Below are 19,130 nucleotides of genomic sequence, written 5' to 3'. Positions count from 1 at the left end.
AAGAAATGAGCAAGCCGAAACTTCTCATAGTTGATGATGAAGAATACATCTGCAAGCAGATTCAATGGGGATTAAGCAGTGAGTATGAAGTCCAGACAGCCCACACTGACCGCGAGGCTTTAAAAAAGTTTCATGGACAGAGGCCGGACATCATAACCCTTGATTTAAACCTGTCCACACATGATAATCACGAAAAGGGATTCAAGGTCCTTGAAGAAATTCTGGCCATTGATCCCTATGTCAAAATTATCATGGTAACCGGCAGTGAAGGCAAAGAAAGCGCTCTGAATGCTCTCAGGCTTGGAGCCTACGATTACTACGTCAAGCCTGTAGACCTGAGCGAACTGAAGATCATCTTAAAACGCGCCCTGTATATCAGGGAACTTGAGATTGAAAATAAACGGTTACAATCGCAATTCGATGAGGATGGGAAATTGTTTGGTATTCTCGGCAATTGCCAAAAGATCAGAAAGGTTATCAGTCTGGCCAGAAGAGTGGCAAAAACCGATATTGCCATCTTCATCCATGGAGAAAGTGGAACAGGAAAGGAATTGATAGCCCGGGCAATTCATAACTTAAGCCAAAGGGCTGCTCAACCCTTTATTCCTATCGATTCCGGAGCGATCCCGGAGACTCTGCTGGAGAGTGAATTGTTCGGTCATGAAAAGGGAGCTTTCACCGATGCCAAAAGTCAAAAAATCGGAAAGGTTGAGCTTGCTCACGAAGGGACTCTCTTTTTCGATGAAATAGCGGAATTACCCTTGAGCTTGCAGGCCAAGCTGCTGAGGTTCCTGCAGGAAAAAAAAATTCAACGACTTGGTGGAGTTGAATTTATAACAGTCGATGTACGGATCATTTCCGCAAGTAATAAGGACCTGGAGCAGGAAATACTCAAGGGAAACTTCCGTGAAGACATTTATTACCGGCTGAATGGAATAACTCTTGAGTTACCTCCATTGCGGGAGAGAGAGGATGACATCGTTCTTATTGCAACTCACCTCCTTGAAAAGTATGCCCAGGACATGGGAGAAAGCCCAAAGAAGCTGACTGCCGAATCAATCAGGATAATGAAAGCCTACCAATGGCCTGGCAATATCAGGGAATTGGAAAACAAGATTAAAAGAGCATTGGTTTTATCGACTGATAAGTATATCAAACCAGAAGACCTGGGGATAGGCTGTGATCATGAAGAAGCGGGCAAAATGGAAATAACGCTGAAAGAAGCCCGAGAAAAAGTAGAAAAAGAAATGCTTCAGTACAGCCTTGAGAAACACAAAGGGAATCTGACAAAGGTCTCAAAAAGCTTAGGCATTGCCAGGTCTACAGTCTATGAGCTTATAGAAAAATATGCGCTCACTTACGAAGTGGATGAATAAAGGTGGATAACCGATTGAACACCGATTTTGAGCAGACAGCGCAGCGAAAACCCCGGCCTGAAAGTCCGGGGTTTTCGCTGTCCATATATCTCTGCGATCTTACCCTCGAATTAATCTTACCATTAAAACCAATTCCTAAAAACTAATTCCTATCTCGATCCTTTTCTTCCGCATACCGTAGCAACAGTCTTGAGGATAGTAACCAGGTCAAGAAAGATCGACATGTTTTTTATATAATAAAGATCATACTGCAATTTTTGAACAGCATCCTCAACCGAAGCTCCATAGCTGTAATTGACAGCAGCCCATCCGGTTATACCAGGTTTGACCGAGTGTCTCTGATTATAATAGGGAATGCTGTTGGTCAACATCTCAACAAAATGCGGCCGTTCAGGGCGGGGACCAACAAAGCTCATATCGCCCTTGAGCACATTGATCATTTGAGGTATTTCATCGATGCGCACCTTACGGATGAATCTTCCAACCTGGGTGATGCGAGGATCATTTTCTCCCGCCCAGATCGGGCCGCTATCTTTTTCTGCATCTATCCTCATTGATCTGAATTTAAAGATCCTGAAAACTTTGCCGTTATCACCGACTCTCTCCTGCTGGTAAATAACCGGGCCGTCCGATTCTAGCTTAATAAGTAAGGCTGTGATAAGCGAAATGGGCAGGGTAATCAATAAACCAATCAAGGAAAGAGAGATATCGAGAATTCTTTTCTCCCATTTTATCCAATTGTTCTTTTTAAATCCCTGTGCAAATATCAGCCAGCTTGGATGCAGACCATCAATCAGGATCTTCCCCCTTAACCTTTCATAGAAGGTATGCAACTGCATAATTTCGATGCCTTTAAATTTACACCTGATAAGATCTTCGGCGGGAAATTCTTTCCGGTCATGGGGAAGGGAGATAATGAGCTTTTCCACTTTTTCTTTTTGAATTATGACATCAAGGTCTTCGATTGTTCCCAAAACTTTCTGATTGGCAATACGTTTTCCCACCAGACCGGGATCGTCCCCGACAAATCCGACCACCTTGAATTGAGGATTATCATCAGCTAATATTTCCCGTACCGCCATTCTGCTCAATTCATCGGTCCCCAGAAACAGTATCCTTTGCTGAATATTGATTTTGGGAACAATCCAGTAGAATATGAGTCTCCAGCACAAGATGGATCCGCAGGCTATCATGGAAATAATAAAGCAATTAGAATAGTGCATGACATTGCTCAGGAGAAAATAAAGGCCCACGGAGACTAAGGAAAAAGAGAGAATGCATCGGAATATCAACCACTTCTTTTGATATTTTTTCTCCAGAGAGTAAAGCTCGTTGACAAAAAGCATTATCTGGCTGATGAAGACAAAGATAGCTGAGTAGATAAAGCCCAGGTAGGCATACTTCAGGTGTTCAGCATTATTCCCAAAGTTACCATTTACTCGAAAGGCTATAAGCGCGGCAGATAATAGGACAAGGAAGTCGATTGAGAAAACCAGAAGGTAAAGTCTTGAATAGTGTTTTTCTATGTAATCAAACATAAGATGTAACCTCAAGGATGCAAGCTTCAACTACATGGTTTCGCAAGAGTGACGGCTCAATACCTACGACCAATCTTCTGATAAGTTCCAAGAACCTCCTGTGTAACCGCTCCCCCTTACCTATCCTCCTGAAGGATTTGGCGAGGAAGGATATGGATGATTACCTTCCTATGAAGTACCTCTCTTTCGCAATAAACTCGATAACATGCGGTTATTTACATTAATTTTATGAACTTCGGCAAACATATTTTTCTACCCAATGATTAATCATAAAATCTCTTTGATGTTTGCAGATTGTACAAGCAAATTTTATACCTTTTTTATTTATACCCGGATGAATACCTTAACAATGTACCAGTGATGCTTGATCATCCAATAAAATTAAGTAGTTACTTAAGCATTATTGGGTGAGGTCTGTTTCGTGTTCGACCTGGTTATGCTATGTGCTTGATTGAGCTGAATATTGTCACTTATCTAATTGATTTTAGATAGGAATTAACCAACAACCGGTCAAAAGAACACCACTCTGTGGTGTATAAAATATGAACTTGTTGCCAGGGGAATATGCTTTCCAAACTGACCGGGTAAATAAGGCAGCCAGTACTAAAGTAGTACAGGCGACACCACCAGGGGAAAGGTAATTTTGCCGTTGACATTCCCTTGCAGGAAAAGTAGAATATCGAATGTGACCGGGTGGTCACATTGTTCTCAAACGTGTTGCCTTGTGTGACCAAGTCAGGGAAAAAGAAGAAGAGACATGCTGGCGAAAAAGACATTCTGCAACCTTCCGCACGAAAAGCAGAGGAAAATCATCGAGGTGGCCATACAGGAGTTTGCCACCAGGGGATACCAGAAGGCCAGCATTAATACTATGATTGCCAGTCTGGGTATTGCCAAGGGCTCGATGTACCAGTACTTTGAAAATAAGGAAAGCCTGTTTCGCTATATCTTCGAATATGGGGTCCGGCTGTTGAAGGATAATGTCCATCAGACGGAAAGCATTGCCTCGCCCGGACAGGATACCTTCACCAAGATTCAGACCTTTTTTTCTTCAGCCATTGTCTTTGTAAAAAAATACCCGCTCATATTCCGCCTTTACCTGCGGACGGTTTTCGAAAGTGATCTGCCATTCAAACAGGAACTGGTATCAAGGATTCACCTGTTCTCGATGGCTTATCTGGTTCCCCTTCTGGAAGAAGGAAAGGCACGGGGAGATATCCGGAGTGATTGCAAGCCCCAGTTGGCTGCTTTCATGATTATGGCAATAATCGATCGATTTCTTCAATCATACCTTTGGGCTTATCTCGACTCAGCTTCAGATTCTGGTTCTCCTTCGTCGTCTCCTTCATCTTCTCCCTGGCTCAGGCCGGAAAATCTGGAACAGGACCTCATGGAACTGATGAAAATACTGGAGCGGGGGCTGAAAGCCCGGCCTGGAGAGGAAAGGGAGATTGAGCGGCTGAGAACACCAGATGCGGTGGATAACCCTGAAGGATGCGGGATGCATCCAGGGAATTCACCAGAGAATTGACCGGGATTTTTACAATGGAGCAGTGAGGATGAGATCCAGTATGGAGTTTATAGAGCTTACAGCTTCTCCAGCAGGAGTGGCGATAAGCCGGGAAGAGGGCGCACAACTCTTTCTTGACCCAGTGCTTGAGCCTGTATATGAAAAGGTTATTCGCCGGGAGCGGCTTTCGGCTGACGACGGATTGACCCTGTATCGATCGGACAATCTCCTGGGTATTGGCTTTCTGGCCAACCTGGTCAGGGAGAGAATCAATGGTCAGGATGCTTATTATATTTACAATCAGCACATTAATTATACCAATATTTGCAGAAACGGGTGCAGCTTCTGTGCTTTCAGCCGGAAGGATGGGGAACAGGGGGCCTACACCATGTCTCTCGATGAGATAGCGGAAAAGGTCCGCTCGCGGCTGAACGAGCCGATAACCGAAGTTCATATTGTCGGCGGTCTGAACGAAGAGCTTCCTTACTCCTATTACCTGGACATGCTTTCCACTATCAAGAGGATTCGTCCTGCCGTTCATATCCAGGCTTTTACGGCTGTCGAAATTGCCTGGCTGGCTGAAATTTCGGGCCAGACCCCAGCAGAAACCCTGCTGGAGCTGCGTGAGGCCGGCCTTGGCTCCCTGCCGGGTGGAGGAGCGGAAGTTTTCAGCCCGCGGGTCCGCCAGTTGGTCTGCCCGAAAAAGCTGCCTGCCCATGGCTGGCTGGAAATCATGAGGACCGCTCATCGCCTTGGGATCAGGAGCAATGCCACCATGCTCTACGGCCATGTCGAGACCCTGGAGGAGCGGGTGGATCATCTTCTGGCTTTGCGGAACTTGCAGGATGAGTACGCCGGCTTTCTGACCTTCATTCCCCTGGCTTTTCACCCGCACAATACCCGGCTGTCCTCCCTGAAGAAAACGAGCGGTTTCGACGATCTGAAAAACATTGCCATTGCCCGGCTGCTTCTGGACAACTTCGTCCACATCAAACCCTTCTGGATCATGGTAACCCCCAAAATCGCCCAGATCGCTCTCTCCTTCGGTGCGGATGACATGGACGGCACGGTTATCGAGGAGCGCATCACCCACATGGCTGGCGGGGAAACCGCCCAGGGGCTGCCCCAGTCTTACCTGATCAGCCTGATCCAGGAAGCCGGACGGTGCCCCCGGCAGCGTGATACCTTATACAACCTGATCGAGAACGGAATCGGGAATACCAGGGAGCACGATACTGCCCTGCCCCGCAACGGGGGAGCAGCAAGAAGGGCGGATGCCGATACCCTGAAATCCATTACCGACAAGGTCCTGGAAGATACCCGCATATCCCCTGAAGAGGCCGCTATCCTCTTCCGGGAGGCTGATTTATTGACTCTGGGTAGCCTGGCCCATGTCAGACGGCAGAGGATGCACCCGGACAACCTGGTCACCTATATCGTGGACCGCAATATCAATTATACCAACATCTGCCTTTCAAAGTGCCGCTTCTGTGCGTTTTTTCGGGAAGAGGGTGCTGAGGGCGGCTATGTTATTTCCCGTGAAGAGCTGGCCCGCAAGATTGAAGAGACCCTGGAGCTTGGCGGCATCCAGATTCTGATGCAGGGCGGGCTTCATCCCCGGTTGATGCTGGACTATTACGAGGACCTGCTCGGTTTTATCAAGTCCCGCTACCGGATCCATATTCATGGCTTTTCCCCACCGGAAATCATTCACTTTTCCCGGCTGAATAATCTTCCGGTGCAGACAGTTCTCGAGCGACTGAGGGCCTGCGGCCTTGACTCCATCCCCGGCGGAGGGGCGGAGATTCTGGTTGACCGGGTGCGCAGGGAGGTCTCCCCCTGCAAGTGCACCTGCCGCGAATGGCTCGAGGTTATGGAAACAGCTCACCGGATCGGCTTAAAGACCACAGCCACCATGATGTTCGGCCACATCGAAACCCTTGAAGAGCGCATCGAACACCTCTTTCTGATCCGGCAGTTGCAGGATAAGACAAAAGGATTTACCGCCTTTATCCCCTGGCCGTTTCAGCCGGGCAATACCTCCCTGATTTCAGGACCGGCAGCTTCGGGCTTCGAATACCTCAAAACCCTGGCTATCTCACGGATATTCCTGGACAATGTCCCCAACATTCAGGCTTCCTGGGTCACTCAGGGGGCCAAGGTTGCCCAGATCGCCTTAAGATTTGGTGCCAATGATCTTGGCTCCACCATGATCGAGGAAAATGTCGTGGCCGCTGCCGGAGTCTCGCACCGGCTGCCGGAATCAGAGCTGATCAGGATAATCGAGGGTGCCGGGTTTCAGCCCAACCGGAGAACCATGGACTATGCCCTGCTCTGATCTCCTAAGAGGTTCCCCCTCCCCTGCCGAACTGATTCTTCATCGGGCCGCCTGGATCCTGCCGATTTCCTCGCCTCCTGTCGAGGATGGAATCGTGGCTGTCCGGGATGGCAGGATTATCGAGGCCGGGCCTGCACAGTCGATGCGGCAAAAGTATGTCCAGGCTGGCGGACTCAAAGTCCGGCTGATCGATCATGGGGATGGCGCGATCCTTCCCTCTCTGGTGAATGCTCACACCCACCTTGAGCTTTCCTGCCTGGCCGGCAGGGTTCAGGTAGAAGGCGATTTTGTCAACTGGGTCAGGAGCCTGATTCAGGCCAGACAGGAGTGCAGCAGCCAGGATACTGCCGCAGGAATTGCATCTGCAATCAGGCAGCTCTGGCAGCGGGGGACTGGCCTGGTTGGCGATGTTTCAAACACCGGAGCTTCAATTGCGCCGCTTCGGGAAAGCGCCCTGGCTGGCCGGGTTTTTCTGGAAGCCATTGGTTTTGAGGAACAGAAGGAGCTTGAAAACCAGCAGGCTATTCAGGCTATCCTCAGCTCTTACCCGCTTTCGGGACAAGGTATTCACCTCTGCCTGGCCGCTCATGCTCCCTACAGCGTGTCTTCCCGCTACCTGCAGTTCCTGCGGAAAAGTCCGCTCTGGCCGGACCGGCCCTTCTCCATCCATGTGGCCGAACCCAGAGAGGAACCAGTCTTCCTGTCCACCGGAGAGGGTGGACTCCGGTCGTTCCTGATTGAGCGGGAAGCATGGGACCCGGCCTGGGTCCCTCCCCAGGCAACGGCGGTCCAGTACCTTTATCAGCAGGGAATCCTGCGGCCGGAAACGATATGCGTGCATGCAGTCCAGGTATCCGACGAGGATATCGAGCTTTTAGCCAAAACCCGCAGCCGGGTTTGCCTGTGTCCGCAAAGCAATCATAACCTTGGCGTGGGATGTGCGCCGGTTCAAAAATTCATCGAGCGGGGAATTCCACTCTGCCTCGGAACGGACAGTTTAGCCAGTAATACCAGCCTCTGCCTCTGGCAGGAGATGGCTTTTTTAAAGACCGCCCTCCCCTCTCTATCCGGCAGGCAGATTCTCCGTATGGCCACTCTTGGCGGATCGTTGGCCCTGGGAGAGCAGGAGCTTGGGAGTATCGAGGCCGGAAAGCATGCTTCATTGATTTTCCTTCCAGTCACTGCTTCATCAGGCGACGAAATTGAGGAAGCAGTGGTTCTGGAAGGTTGCGATACAGAGGTCACATGGATCAGTCAGCGGATCAAGCGGGAAATCAGCAAGGGCAACCAGGGAATCGATCTATGAATCAGCCAATGCAGATGCGCCATTATCAGGAGAGAGGGAGAATGAAACTGCGCCTTGGCAAGCTCTCATATTTGAATAATGCCCCAATGTATTACGGCCTGCCGAGGAATAATCATTCGCTGCTGACCGAAAGCTGCACAATCGTGGAAGGCCCCCCATCTTACCTCAACCACTGCATCCGGCAGAAGGAAATAGACCTGACGGTTGCCTCTTCCATCGAATATGCCCGGAACTTTGAAGGTTACCTGATTCTGCCCGACCTTTCCATCAGCTCGGACGGGCCGGTGCAGAGTGTACTGCTCCTGAGCAAGGCTCCGATGGAGGAATTGCACGGGCAGCCCCTTTTGCTCACCAGCGATTCTGAAACCTCGGTAGGACTGGTGAAAATCCTGCTGTCGCAGCGGGGAATCGAGCCGGTTTATATTCGGGGAAAAGTGCCGGGGCAGGGGGGACCAGAGGCGGGAGGGAATGGAGGAAATGGAAGCTGCTGCCCTCCTCCTGAGTTCACTGCATTTCTGGTGATTGGCGACCGGGCTTTGCACTTATGGCAATCGGAGAAGGAGCGCGGCCCTTATTCATACCTGTATGACCTTGGAGAAGAATGGAAAAAAATGACCGGCCTGCCCTTTGTTTTTGCACTCTGGATGGTCAGGAAGGAGGCATTTTGCCAGGCACCGGAGCTTGTTTTTCAAGTCCAGCAGGCACTTTTGGACTCCCGCGATTATAGCCTTACCCATCTTGAAGAATTTATAGCTTCGGTCAAAACCCAACCAAAGCTGCCTGCGGCAGTTTGCCGCAGCTACATCCAGAACCTACGCTATGAGCTTTCATCCCGCTACCAGCAAGGGTTACTGCGGTACTACAAGTACTTGCATGAGATGGGAGAAATCCCTCAGCCGGTTCAGGGATTGGAACTGTTGCCTTGTCAAAAATTTCAGCACCTTATTTAACGTGATCATCTATCCCGTCAGAGCATTGTGATGAAGGTCCCTCAAATGGGAACCGCAGGTGAATTACTGTGACCATGTAAAAGGGGGTGGACGGTGACCGGTGGTTTATGGTAATATAAACCAGAAAAGCTCATAAAGGGGTTTAATTTTTTAATATAATGATTCTAAGGAGTGAAACTTTCAAGGAGATATTTTGATGCCGCAGAACAATCAAAAAGAAAGTAAGAAGCAGGTAGCTATTGATTCAATTGAGCAAGCCTTAGAATTAGAGAATATAACTGGACATTGGCGAAAATGACCGGGTTTGAAAATGGGTAATTTAGGAGTAAACTGGGAGAGGAGGTTAATATATTATCCAGGAGGTCATCCTATGTTGACCCGAATATTACACAACTCTCCCAACCTATGTGAATTTATAGAGCATCTTGATTTGCCGTTGACAGAGCCACAACGGCAGCATGTAATAAATCTGGTTGATGCTCTTTTGGTCTGCGATTCGGATAAGACCCTATCCGAACTACAACGACAATTTGTTCAATGTGTTGATGCTTCTAACATGGCCGATACTCTACGGATTGCACCTTGGACAGCAGAGGCTATTCGTCACCGAGTGGGTGCTTTTCTCCTTACCGAGGCCATAGATCGAGTTGAGCGTTTGGGATTGCCCAAAGTTATCTGCATCAGTTTGGACGACTCATTAGGTGCCAAGGACAAAGCCACCCGCCATTTGGAAGTAGTGGATTGGCACTATGACCATACTGAGAGTAGCAAGGGTAAGCCACGGTACAAGAACGGCTTTGTCTATTTGGATTGCAACCTGTGGATCGGGGGACTTATACTGTAAACGGGTTAAAACTTTACTTTTTGTCGAGAATTCAGGAGTCAGGAGTCAGAATAAAGGCTATCTTTTCTTCTGACTTCTGACTCCTGGCTTCTGACTCCTAATAAGAAGTTCAATATTCACCCGTTCACAGTATACTTTCACGTACACCATTCGGCTTTACTTGCGAGAGAAGACTATCCGCCGCCTCAACCGAACGCGTGCATCCGCTCATCATTTGCACTTTGTCAGCAAGAACAGTCTGCTTCGTCAAATCCTCAAGGAGCTAAAGTCACTGTTACCCAAGGATTTTTCAGTCTATGTTCTGTTTGACATCTGGTATGCATCGGCTCGCTCCTTAAAGTATATTCATCGGCAAGGTATCAAAGAGGCATTACCGGGATCGACACCCTGCGTACTTTGTCTGTACGGATCTGTCCCTGGGGCTTTCTCAACCGCTCCAGTGGTATGCCAAACGTTGGGGTTGTGAGACCGACAACTTTTACCTGAAGACTCGTTTGGGCCTGGCAGACTTTCGTGGCCAGTCTTACGAAGCCACTGACAAGTGGTGTGCAGTGGTACACTTGGGTTGGGCCTATGTTCAGTGGAGACTGACCCTGGAGCAGGATGATCACCTGCGGACCCCAGCCGATGTCATTCGAAGGCATCGAGATGAGCATACCCGAGACTGGTTGGTTGGAGCTTGTCAGGAGGCCATTGCTACTGGTGATGTCGAGGCCGTAGTCCAGCGATTCATGCGCGAGGATGAGTGTAGCTCCTCATTGCGACGGCTCCAAGCATAGTCTTGGGATTTTAGGTGTCAAAAAGGTTTTGGCACTCCGGGGGACAGGTGCGCCCTGAGAAAGGTCAACAGGAGGGGTATATGAGGCTTCTCAAGGTTAAAAATCGCCAATGTCCAGTTAATTAGTGCATGGCGCGGTAAGAGTACACGGCGCGGTAAGTACGCGACCAGTTCTCCGCCCCCTCACCCCCGGTCCCTACCCAAAGGGAGCAATGTCATTAACTTAAGCCAGCGCTTTCCCCCTCGCCCCTCTGGGGAGAGGGCCGGGGTGAGGGGCGTTGGTCACGGCTGATCCTTAAGTTGTATATGACATTGCCCTCTGGGAGAGGGGGGATAAGGTGCTCTCCCAAAGGGTAGATGAGGGAGTAGGATGCCACCACCTTCCCTCTCCCTCTGGGAGAGGGACAGGGTGAGGGGGGAAGTTCAGACCAACTGGCCATAGAATTCCCGCGGCCAGTACTTAAGGAAGATAAGGAGGTGAATCGACTAAAATTATTCAGGACTAAGGTTTGTCAGTAAAATTTTTTCAGGTTTTTCAGGAAAGTGATAAGGAAATAAGGTGTTGGTTGGGAATGGATTCCCATCATGTTAACCAAAGGAGATGTGGCAATGAAGAAATTTTGGTGGAAAGGAATAATATTTAGCTTATTTTTTCTGCTTCAGTTCACAACTCTTAGACTCAGGGGCTTTAGGTTCAGCTCTTATTGCTTTGCCGAGACGAACGTTGGCGGTCCTATAAGGGGAAACATTGTCTGGAGCCTGGATAAAAGCCCGTATATTGTGAAAAGCTCTGTTATTGTCAACCAGGGGGCCACCTTGACCATTCAACCTGGCGTAGAGGTGAGGTTTGATGAAAGTAAGGCCATTCAGGTGGACGGCACCCTGATCGCCCGGGGAACAGCGCAAGCCAAGATTCTGTTTACCAATAGCACGGTGAATAAAAAGTGGGGATATATCTTGTTTACCGATAGCAGTGTGGGTGCTGAATTTGATAAGGAGCAGTATGTTGATGGCTCGATCCTGGAATATTGCATTGTGGAATATGCAGGCGGTATGGATAGAGAAGGCGCGGTGATCTGCGAAAAGGCCTCGCCGTTTATCAGCTATTGCGAGATCAGGAATAACGCCACCCAGGGAATAAGGACAAAAGGCGCCTCTGGCCTGATGGTAAGTAACTGCATCATAGAGAAGAATACTGGCCAAGGGATTAATACCACCGACAGCAGCTCGCTGACCATTGCCTCATGCACTATTAACAATAATAGTAAGGGCGGGGTCTCTTCCTCCTCCGGCAGCTTGACCATAACTTCAAGCCAGATCAGCAATAATACAGCAAGCGGCTCTGGCGGCGGGGTCTCTTCCTCCTCCGGCAGCTTGACCATAACTTCAAGCCAGATCAGCAATAATACAGCAAGCGGCTCTGGCGGCGGGGTCTCTTCCTCCTCCGGCAGCTTGACCATAACTTCATCTGTCATTAGCAGTAACAAAGCTTCCAACACCAGTGGCAATGCTCATGGAGGTGGAATTTGGGCCTACGGCACCTACGGCAAGGTTTGGGTCTCCTACAGCTTAATAATGGATAACTCCGCAGATCATGCAGCGGCTATGTTTTGTAGCGGCAGCTCCTTAAAGCTTATTGGTAATACCTTTGTTTGCAATAAACACTCAAAGGGTACGGCTATATTGGTCAATGGGTTCAGCAGTTATGCCATAAACCACAATAACTTCTGCAACAGCAATATCAAGTATGAGCTCTATCGCAATGATCCCTCAACCTCGTCTACGCTCGATGCCACTCAAAACTACTGGTGCAGTGAGGATGAATCTGAAATCATGGAGCGCATCTTCGACTTTTTTGACGACAGCAGCAGAGGCAGGGTGGAGTATTATCCCTTCCTCACCGAGCCAGATCCTAATGCTCCCCTGCCTACCTTCTACCGAGACAGCGACCAGGATAATTATGGTGATCCCACTCAATCGATCCAGGCGCTTGAGGCTCCCGCAGGCTATGTGGATAACTTCGGAGATTGTAATGACCAGGATGGGCAGATCAATCCCGAGGCCACTGAGATTTGCAACGGGATCGATGATGATTGCGACGGCCTGAATGATGAAAACCTGACCCAACTCTGCCCAGATGGCCAAACCATAGCCACCTGTCAGAATGGCCAATGGGTTGGCTGCACCACTCCTCCCCCTCCTCCCACTCCCACAATCCCCTGCGGCGATGCGGATGGCAATGGCACGGTGGATATCAGCGATGCCCTGCTGATCGCCGAGTATGATGTTGGCCTCAAAGACTCATCTCAACTGTCCGGCTTTAAGGCCTGCGATATCAATAAGGATGGGGTAGTGGATCTTTGCGATGCTCTGATGATCGCCGAGTATGATGTGGGTCTTGTCTCAAAGCTTGAATGCAGATGGATCGATTAAGGAGGTGATCTTCATGATAAAGCTGATGAAGTCAGAAGTAACCCCTAGAGTCTCCTCTTGCTCACTCCTCTGCGGCCTCTGGTTAGCCCTCTGCTCCTTGCTTATGCCAGCCGCCACTGTCTGGGCAGGTTATGCCAATACTGCCTTCTGGTCGAACCAGGCCGGGCAAAAGGTGGGCTCTCTCAAGGTATCAAAGGGTGATGAGATTCACCTGATCCTCAAGGCTGAGGTTCCAGCCTCAAAGACCTTGCGGCTGTATAAATTCACCATCACCTACAATAGCGGCCTGGCCTCACTCGCTGAGGCCAAAAAGCCGGCAGGGAATAGCTTCTCAGGCTCGATCAGCACCAAAACTGCGGGTGAGGTGGTATTTAATGGCTTTAGCACCGATGGCTTGGCAGGGCCAGCCACAGTCAGCCTGCTCGAGCTAAAGCTCAAGGCTACGGCCAAGGGAAGCTTTGGCCTGGCTGCCCAGGTGAATAACTTTGGCTATGATTGCACGAATCAGTTTCCGCCTACCCTTCAGCCTGCCGAGATTGCTATTGAGGAGCTTCCAATTTGCATCGCTGCTCCTGAGACTTGCGATGGCAAGGACAATGACTGCGATGGCAAAATCGACGAAGACCTAACCCGTGCCTGCTCAACTGCCTGCGGCAGCGGCACAGAAGTCTGCCAAGATGGAAAGTGGGTTGGCTGCACCGCTCCCCAGCCTCAAGACGAGACTTGCGACGGCGAGGACAATGACTGTGATGGTCAGGTCGATGAAGGGGTCAAAAGCAGCTACTTCCAGGATGCTGATGGTGATGGCTATGGCAACCCTTCGGTGAGCATTCAAGCCTGCTCTGCTCCTTCTGGTTATGTGGCCGATAACACTGACTGTGATGATGCCGATAAGAGTATCTACCGAAATTGCGGTCCAAAGCCACAAACTGCCGCCTTCTGGTCGAACCAGGCCGGGCAAAAGGTGGGCTCTCTCAAGGTATCAAAGGGTGATGAGATTCACCTGATCCTCAAGGCTGAGGTTCCAGCCTCAAAGACCTTGCGGCTGTATAAATTCACCATCACCTACAATAGCGGCCTGGCCTCACTCGCTGAGGCCAAAAAGCCGGCAGGGAATAGCTTCTCAGGCTCGATCAGCACCAAAACTGCGGGTGAGGTGGTATTTAATGGCTTTAGCACCGATGGCTTGGCAGGGCCAGCCACAGTCAGCCTGCTCGAGCTAAAGCTCAAGGCTACGGCCAAGGGAAGCTTTGGCCTAGCTGCCCAGGTGAATAACTTTGGCTATGATGGCACGAATCAGTTTCCGCCTACCCTTCAGCCTGCCGAGATTGCTATTGAGGATGAGATTACTCCCCGCCCCTCGTGCAGTGAGGATGATTCAGGGGCAGTGGATATTCAGGGAGCCAGCGGGAGAGTGGGAAGTGAGGCCAAGATTCTGGTCAGGATTCAGAATGCACCTAGTAAGATTGCCTCGCTTGGCCTGAGAGTCAACTATGATCCTGCGGTGTTCGAATACCTGGGTTTTGAGACGGGAGAGGTAGCCAGGCCGTTCGATCAGTTTAATGTCAATCCTGATCCTGATAACCCTGGCCAGCTCATCGTAGGGGGTCTGTTCACCGCGAGCAGCATTCCCCAGGGAACAAGCGGTGGCCTGGTAGAGCTGAAATTTAAGGTCAAGGGTGGCCAGGGAAATCTGTGCTATACCTTCCAGGTTGAGAGACTGAAGGATGATATAGCCAGATTCTCATCAAGCGGGGGCTGCTTCTGTATCAAAACCTGTGATGGAGACCTCAATGGAGATGGACAAATTACCCCGGCTGATGCTCTGATTGTCTTCCGGTGCTATCTGAAATTAGGCCCCTGCCCCGATTGTACTGATGTCAATGAAGATGGTGAGGTTACTCCGGCTGACGCTCTTTGCCTGTTCAGAAAATATCTGGGTCAGCCATCCTGTTTAGATTAGAGTTAGATTTGAAGTAAGGAAGTAGAGAAGTAAGGCAGCAGAAAAACCAGGAGGCAGAAGAGATTCTTCCAGCAAGGCCAGAATCTGCCTCCTGGTCTTCCTTCCCCCAGCAAAATTTGCTACCTTGATATCTGCTCCCCCTGGTTTTTGTTCCCTCAACCCCTAGTTTCTGCCCCCCTCAACCCCAGACCTCTCCCAAAGGGAGAGGGAGAATGAACAACCGTAGGGGTGGGTTTTGGGTTTTTAGCCCACCTTCTGTGCAGCAAGTACCGGCAGGATGCCGGTGCCACTAATATACTGAGCAGAAGGCTTTGAAACGGCAATCAAAAGCATGCCAGAAGAATTAAACATACGTCAGCCAGTTGTATTTATCCTCAAGCTCACCCTTGATGATGCCGAAATACTGCTCCTGGATTTTTTTGGTGATGGGGCCGACTTTTCCCGTCCCGATTTTTCGCCGGTCGATTGAGGTGATAGGAGTGATTTCCGCTGCCGTGCCGGTAAGAAAAACCTCATCGGCGATATAGAGGGCTTCGCGGGGAATGGTATGCTGTTCGATCCTGAGCTGGAGATCCCTGGCGATCTGAAATACACAGTGCCGGGTAATCCCGGCCAGGATCGAGGAACTGGTGGGAGGGGTATACAGTACACCACTTCTGACCAGAAAGATATTCTCGCCTGACCCTTCGGAAACATAGCCCATGCTGTCCAGAGCGATTCCCTCATCGAAGCCGTTTTCGATGGCCTCGATCTTGATCAACTGAGAATTAAGATAGTTACCACCGGCCTTGGCCAGGGATGGCAGGGTATTGGGAGCGTACCGGTTCCAGGAGGAAACGCAGGCCGAGATGCCGTTTTCCATCCCTTCCTCGCCGAGATATTTTCCCCATTCCCAGGCAGCAATGGCGCAATGGACCGGGTTTTTCAGCGGATTGATGCCCATTTCCTGAAAGCCCCGGAATACAAAGGGCCGGATATAGCATTCTTCAAGGTTATTTTTTTTGACGGTCTGAATAATTGCCTCACCGAATTCCTGTGCTGTGTACGGGATATCCATGCGGTAAATTTTCGCCGAGTCGAGCAACCTCTCCACGTGAGCCTGAAGTCTCAGGATGACTGACCCTTTGAGGGATTTATAGCAGCGCAGGCTCTCGAAAATAGAGCTTCCATAATGAACGACGTGCGACATAATGCTGGTAGTGGCATTTTGCCACTCGACAAACTTTCCATCATACCAGATCAGCGTATTATATTTCATGATTGTTCTCCCTGTTTTTCCGGGTTAGCTCCTTACGGGTTTATCAGTGTATTGGTGTACCCTATCTCGTAGCCCAACTATACCTGCGCCATGGGAAAAGCCATTACCCGTGAGATATCTTCGGCCTCAGTGAGCACCATCAACAGGCGGTCAACCCCCAGGGCGATTCCGGCGCAGTCCGGCAGGAGTCCCTTTTCCAGGACCGAAAGAAAATGCTGATCCAGGGGATAAGCCTCCTTGTTCATGGCTATCCGCCTGGCGCAATCCCGCTCAAACCGCTCCCGCTGCTCCCTGGCACAGGTCAGCTCGGAAAATCCATTGGCGATTTCCACTCCCTTGAGGTAAAGCTCAAATCTTTCACAGAGGTTTTGAGCATCGGGTTTCAACCTGGCCAGACTGGCCAGAGGAGCGGGAAAATCACACAGAAAAAAGGCAGGAATATCCTCTAAGGCTGGCTCTACGATCTCAATCAAATCGAGAAAGAATCGATCTTCATCCCATTCCCTGGAGGGACGCCAGCGGGCGTGCTGCCAAAAGGCATCATCGATCGTGATTCGGGGAAAGGGTGTGGAGAAAAGAGGTGCTCTGTCCAGACAATTGCCCATCTCTCCATCGACGGTTTGGATGAGAGACTCTGTCATCTCCATCAGGGTCTGATAATTTATTCCCGTCTCATACCACTCCAGAATCGAGAATTCGCAATTATGGTATTTCCCGGCCTCATCGGACCGGAAAGCATGGGTAACCTGATAGATTTTTTCCAGGCCGCAGCCGAGCAGCCGCTTCATGTGCAGCTCCGGAGAGGTTGCCAGGTAGAAATTCTTCCCTGCGGAAATAGCATCGATATGGGGATCAATTCCTGGACAGCGAACGAGAACAGGGGTGGTAACTTCCAGGTACCCCCGCTGTTCAAAAAAGTTGCGAATGCTTCGCAGCATCTGATGACGAAAGAAATGCATTTCAGGCTGGATCATGCTTATCAAAAGACAGAAAGAGTCTGTCCACCCCTACTTTTTCGCCCGCTCGACATACTGACCGGTCCGGGTATCGACTACGATCCGGTCTCCGCTGTTGACAAATATCGGTACCTGGATCCTGGCCCTGGTGTTCATGATAGCCGGTTTATTGCCTCCGCTGACCGTATCTCCCTTAAAGCCGGGCTCGGTCTCGACCACTTCGAGCTCTACGAAGTTGGGCAGGTTTATGGCAATAGGCCGGTTGTTGAAAACGAGCACATTGACGTTGAGATTTTCGATCAGGTAATCCTTGGCATCTCCAACCTGGGATTCTTCCATCTCGATCTGCTCGTAGTTTTCGGTATTCATAAAATGATACATACCTTCCTGAGAGTAGAGAAACTGCATGGGATGCTCTTCCAGTTGAGCAGGCTCAAGTTTTTCACCCGACTTGTAGGTCCGGTCAAGGACATTTCCGGTAATCATATTCTTCAGCCTGGTCCTGGTAAAGGCATTTCCTTTGCCAGGCTTGACAAATTGAAAGTCCACGACAATATACGGTTCTCCATCTATCTGAATTTTGAGGTTCTTTCTAATATCACTGACTTCGTACATAAGAATCCCTTTCTGTATTGGATTAAATAGCCGTAGACAAAGTATATCAAAAATGGAGGACAAGTTAAAGTAAAATTCAGATGAGCGTATCTTTTCAATCCTGCCGAAATAGATAAAGAGTTCAAGCCTGAAGATCGATAAATGTTTTAGGGAGGAGACAGGAGTCAGAATTCCGGATCCTGAAAAACAGCCTTTATCCTGCTCCTGACTTCCGGCTTTTGAAAGCCGGGTAATTCAAACAGCCAGGGAGATAACCGATGAAAACCAAATCTCTTCAGGAGGAATACAGCGAAAAATTATCTTCAACACTGCAAAAACTTAACCTCAAAGTGGATATTTTCCAGGCCAGGGCAAGTAAGGCTACTGGTCTGGCCAAGGCAAAATACCTGGAAGAGGTGAAAAACATCCAGGAAAAGCAGGAGCTTCTCGACGATGCCATAAGAAAAATCAATGAAATGGGCAATCAACTCGACAGGAGCGATTTCCGGAAAAAAATTGATCATCTCCTCGATGAAATTGAAAAGGCAACAGAGGAAGAAAAACAGCGGTTAATTGACCTTTTGGGATAACTTTCCGGAGTGAATATCGTTGATGCCCGTGCTGGCGGCACTCTCCTTAAATCCGAAAAGCTGATGAGCCCCTTTCTGAAGAATCATGATAATTTTTCCTCAAGGTCCCTCGTCTATTTATTCGAGTGTTTTCTCTTGACATTACCGATGCCGGATTATAAAGTAACAGCCAAAAAATCATGAGCTTGAGCTCCACCACGGTGTAATGATACTATCGAGCTATGTTCCTTAACAACCCAACTAATAAAAAAAGGCAAAAGATCCTTATTATAGATGACGATATTGCTCTCTGTACCGTTTTCAAGGATATTCTTGACCAGAGCGGATATCAGACATTTGTAGCCCAGAATGAAGAAGATGTATTATCCATCATCACCAGGGAGACTCCTGATCTGGTATATGTGGACCTCGAAATGCCGGACCTCGACACTTCCGATATCTCAAATCAGATAAAAAGAGTTAATCCCAATACGATGATTGTCCTTATCTCAGGATATCCCCCCCATTTTGTCGAAGATGAAGTCAAGTCGTCTATCGGAAGCGGTATAATTGACAAATTTATCGATAAGGGCGACTTAAGTAACTTACCGACCATCACCGCACAATTATTGTCTGAAAGGCCAAACTAAACCCTCCATTGGCCAATAACCGAAACATAAAGTATACCGTGTACCAGGAAAGAGCCCCAGCCCTTTC

15 protein-coding genes are annotated in these 19,130 nt (G+C 49.3%); 11 read left to right on the top strand and 4 right to left on the bottom strand.

Annotation, left to right across the window (positions count from 1 at the left end; translation table 11 throughout):
- Positions 1-5 precede the first annotated feature (5 nt).
- A complete protein-coding gene (gene prsR, locus AB1611_03745; GenBank protein MEW6378707.1) occupies positions 6-1,376 on the top strand; it encodes a PEP-CTERM-box response regulator transcription factor in 1,371 nt (456 codons plus the stop codon).
- 149 nt (positions 1,377-1,525) lie between these two features.
- Here the strand turns inward: prsR and AB1611_03740 are convergent, their stop codons facing one another.
- On the bottom strand, positions 1,526-2,914 hold the full coding sequence (locus AB1611_03740; protein ID MEW6378706.1) for a TIGR03013 family XrtA/PEP-CTERM system glycosyltransferase: 1,389 nt from the start codon (positions 2,912-2,914) through the stop codon (positions 1,526-1,528).
- Between the two features lie 757 nt (positions 2,915-3,671).
- Here AB1611_03740 and AB1611_03735 point away from each other — a divergent pair.
- From AB1611_03735 to AB1611_03700, 8 genes are all read left to right on the top strand, one after another.
- Complete coding sequence (locus AB1611_03735) at positions 3,672-4,445, top strand: TetR/AcrR family transcriptional regulator (GenBank protein MEW6378705.1); 774 nt, start codon at positions 3,672-3,674, stop codon at positions 4,443-4,445.
- Positions 4,387-6,762, top strand: a complete 2,376-nt coding sequence (gene mqnC / locus AB1611_03730; protein ID MEW6378704.1) for a cyclic dehypoxanthinyl futalosine synthase — start codon at positions 4,387-4,389, stop codon at positions 6,760-6,762. The genes AB1611_03735 and mqnC overlap by 59 nt, the downstream gene beginning before the upstream one ends.
- A complete protein-coding gene (locus tag AB1611_03725; GenBank protein ID MEW6378703.1) occupies positions 6,749-8,068 on the top strand; it encodes an amidohydrolase family protein in 1,320 nt (439 codons plus the stop codon). Before mqnC ends, AB1611_03725 begins: the two co-directional genes overlap by 14 nt.
- A gap of 41 nt (positions 8,069-8,109) precedes the next feature.
- Positions 8,110-9,018, top strand: a complete 909-nt coding sequence (locus tag AB1611_03720) for a menaquinone biosynthesis protein (GenBank protein ID MEW6378702.1) — start codon at positions 8,110-8,112, stop codon at positions 9,016-9,018.
- Positions 9,019-9,388: 370 nt separating this feature from the next.
- On the top strand, positions 9,389-9,862 hold the full coding sequence (locus tag AB1611_03715) for a hypothetical protein (protein ID MEW6378701.1): 474 nt from the start codon (positions 9,389-9,391) through the stop codon (positions 9,860-9,862).
- A gap of 551 nt (positions 9,863-10,413) precedes the next feature.
- The gene (locus AB1611_03710; GenBank protein ID MEW6378700.1) at positions 10,414-10,641 is read left to right on the top strand and encodes a hypothetical protein; all 228 of its coding nucleotides are present in this window, start codon (positions 10,414-10,416) and stop codon (positions 10,639-10,641) included.
- A gap of 779 nt (positions 10,642-11,420) precedes the next feature.
- Positions 11,421-13,073 (top strand): right-handed parallel beta-helix repeat-containing protein, encoded by a 1,653-nt coding sequence (locus AB1611_03705; GenBank protein ID MEW6378699.1) that lies wholly within the window; start codon positions 11,421-11,423, stop codon positions 13,071-13,073.
- 13 nt (positions 13,074-13,086) lie between these two features.
- Positions 13,087-15,036, top strand: coding sequence for a cohesin domain-containing protein (locus AB1611_03700; protein MEW6378698.1), 1,950 nt, complete (start codon positions 13,087-13,089; stop codon positions 15,034-15,036).
- A 343-nt stretch (positions 15,037-15,379) separates the two neighbouring features.
- On the opposite strand, the gene ilvE is transcribed toward AB1611_03700, so the two are convergent.
- The 3 genes from ilvE to efp form a co-directional block, all read right to left on the bottom strand.
- Positions 15,380-16,294: a branched-chain-amino-acid transaminase gene (gene ilvE / locus AB1611_03695; protein MEW6378697.1), complete on the bottom strand. Its 915-nt coding sequence runs from the start codon at positions 16,292-16,294 to the stop codon at positions 15,380-15,382.
- Positions 16,295-16,371: 77 nt separating this feature from the next.
- Positions 16,372-17,268, bottom strand: a complete 897-nt coding sequence (gene epmA / locus AB1611_03690; GenBank protein ID MEW6378696.1) for an EF-P lysine aminoacylase EpmA — start codon at positions 17,266-17,268, stop codon at positions 16,372-16,374.
- Between the two features lie 33 nt (positions 17,269-17,301).
- On the bottom strand, positions 17,302-17,865 hold the full coding sequence (gene efp, locus AB1611_03685) for an elongation factor P (GenBank protein ID MEW6378695.1): 564 nt from the start codon (positions 17,863-17,865) through the stop codon (positions 17,302-17,304).
- A gap of 257 nt (positions 17,866-18,122) precedes the next feature.
- Between efp and AB1611_03680 the strand changes: the two genes are divergently transcribed.
- The gene (locus tag AB1611_03680) at positions 18,123-18,434 is read left to right on the top strand and encodes a hypothetical protein (protein ID MEW6378694.1); all 312 of its coding nucleotides are present in this window, start codon (positions 18,123-18,125) and stop codon (positions 18,432-18,434) included.
- A 221-nt stretch (positions 18,435-18,655) separates the two neighbouring features.
- Positions 18,656-19,063: a response regulator gene (locus AB1611_03675; protein MEW6378693.1), complete on the top strand. Its 408-nt coding sequence runs from the start codon at positions 18,656-18,658 to the stop codon at positions 19,061-19,063.
- Positions 19,064-19,130: the final 67 nt, after the last annotated feature.

The sequence above is a fragment of the bacterium genome, assembly GCA_040755755.1.
Classification (GTDB): Bacteria; SZUA-182; SZUA-182; order DTGQ01; family DTGQ01; genus DTGQ01.
The sequence above is the reverse complement of the archived record's forward strand: the minus strand, read 5'-3'. Positions and strand labels throughout refer to the sequence as shown.

Coding starts and splice junctions, on each gene's coding strand:
- prsR (MEW6378707.1), top strand. CDS start 6: ATGAGCAAGCCGAAACTTCTCATAGTTGATGATGAAGAATACATCTGC.
- AB1611_03740 (MEW6378706.1), bottom strand. CDS start 2,914: ATGTTTGATTACATAGAAAAACACTATTCAAGACTTTACCTTCTGGTT.
- AB1611_03735 (MEW6378705.1), top strand. CDS start 3,672: ATGCTGGCGAAAAAGACATTCTGCAACCTTCCGCACGAAAAGCAGAGG.
- mqnC (MEW6378704.1), top strand. CDS start 4,387: ATGCGGTGGATAACCCTGAAGGATGCGGGATGCATCCAGGGAATTCAC.
- AB1611_03725 (MEW6378703.1), top strand. CDS start 6,749: ATGCCCTGCTCTGATCTCCTAAGAGGTTCCCCCTCCCCTGCCGAACTG.
- AB1611_03720 (MEW6378702.1), top strand. CDS start 8,110: ATGAAACTGCGCCTTGGCAAGCTCTCATATTTGAATAATGCCCCAATG.
- AB1611_03715 (MEW6378701.1), top strand. CDS start 9,389: ATGTTGACCCGAATATTACACAACTCTCCCAACCTATGTGAATTTATA.
- AB1611_03700 (MEW6378698.1), top strand. CDS start 13,087: ATGATAAAGCTGATGAAGTCAGAAGTAACCCCTAGAGTCTCCTCTTGC.
- ilvE (MEW6378697.1), bottom strand. CDS start 16,294: ATGAAATATAATACGCTGATCTGGTATGATGGAAAGTTTGTCGAGTGG.
- epmA (MEW6378696.1), bottom strand. CDS start 17,268: ATGATCCAGCCTGAAATGCATTTCTTTCGTCATCAGATGCTGCGAAGC.
- efp (MEW6378695.1), bottom strand. CDS start 17,865: ATGTACGAAGTCAGTGATATTAGAAAGAACCTCAAAATTCAGATAGAT.
- AB1611_03680 (MEW6378694.1), top strand. CDS start 18,123: ATGAAAACCAAATCTCTTCAGGAGGAATACAGCGAAAAATTATCTTCA.
- AB1611_03675 (MEW6378693.1), top strand. CDS start 18,656: ATGTTCCTTAACAACCCAACTAATAAAAAAAGGCAAAAGATCCTTATT.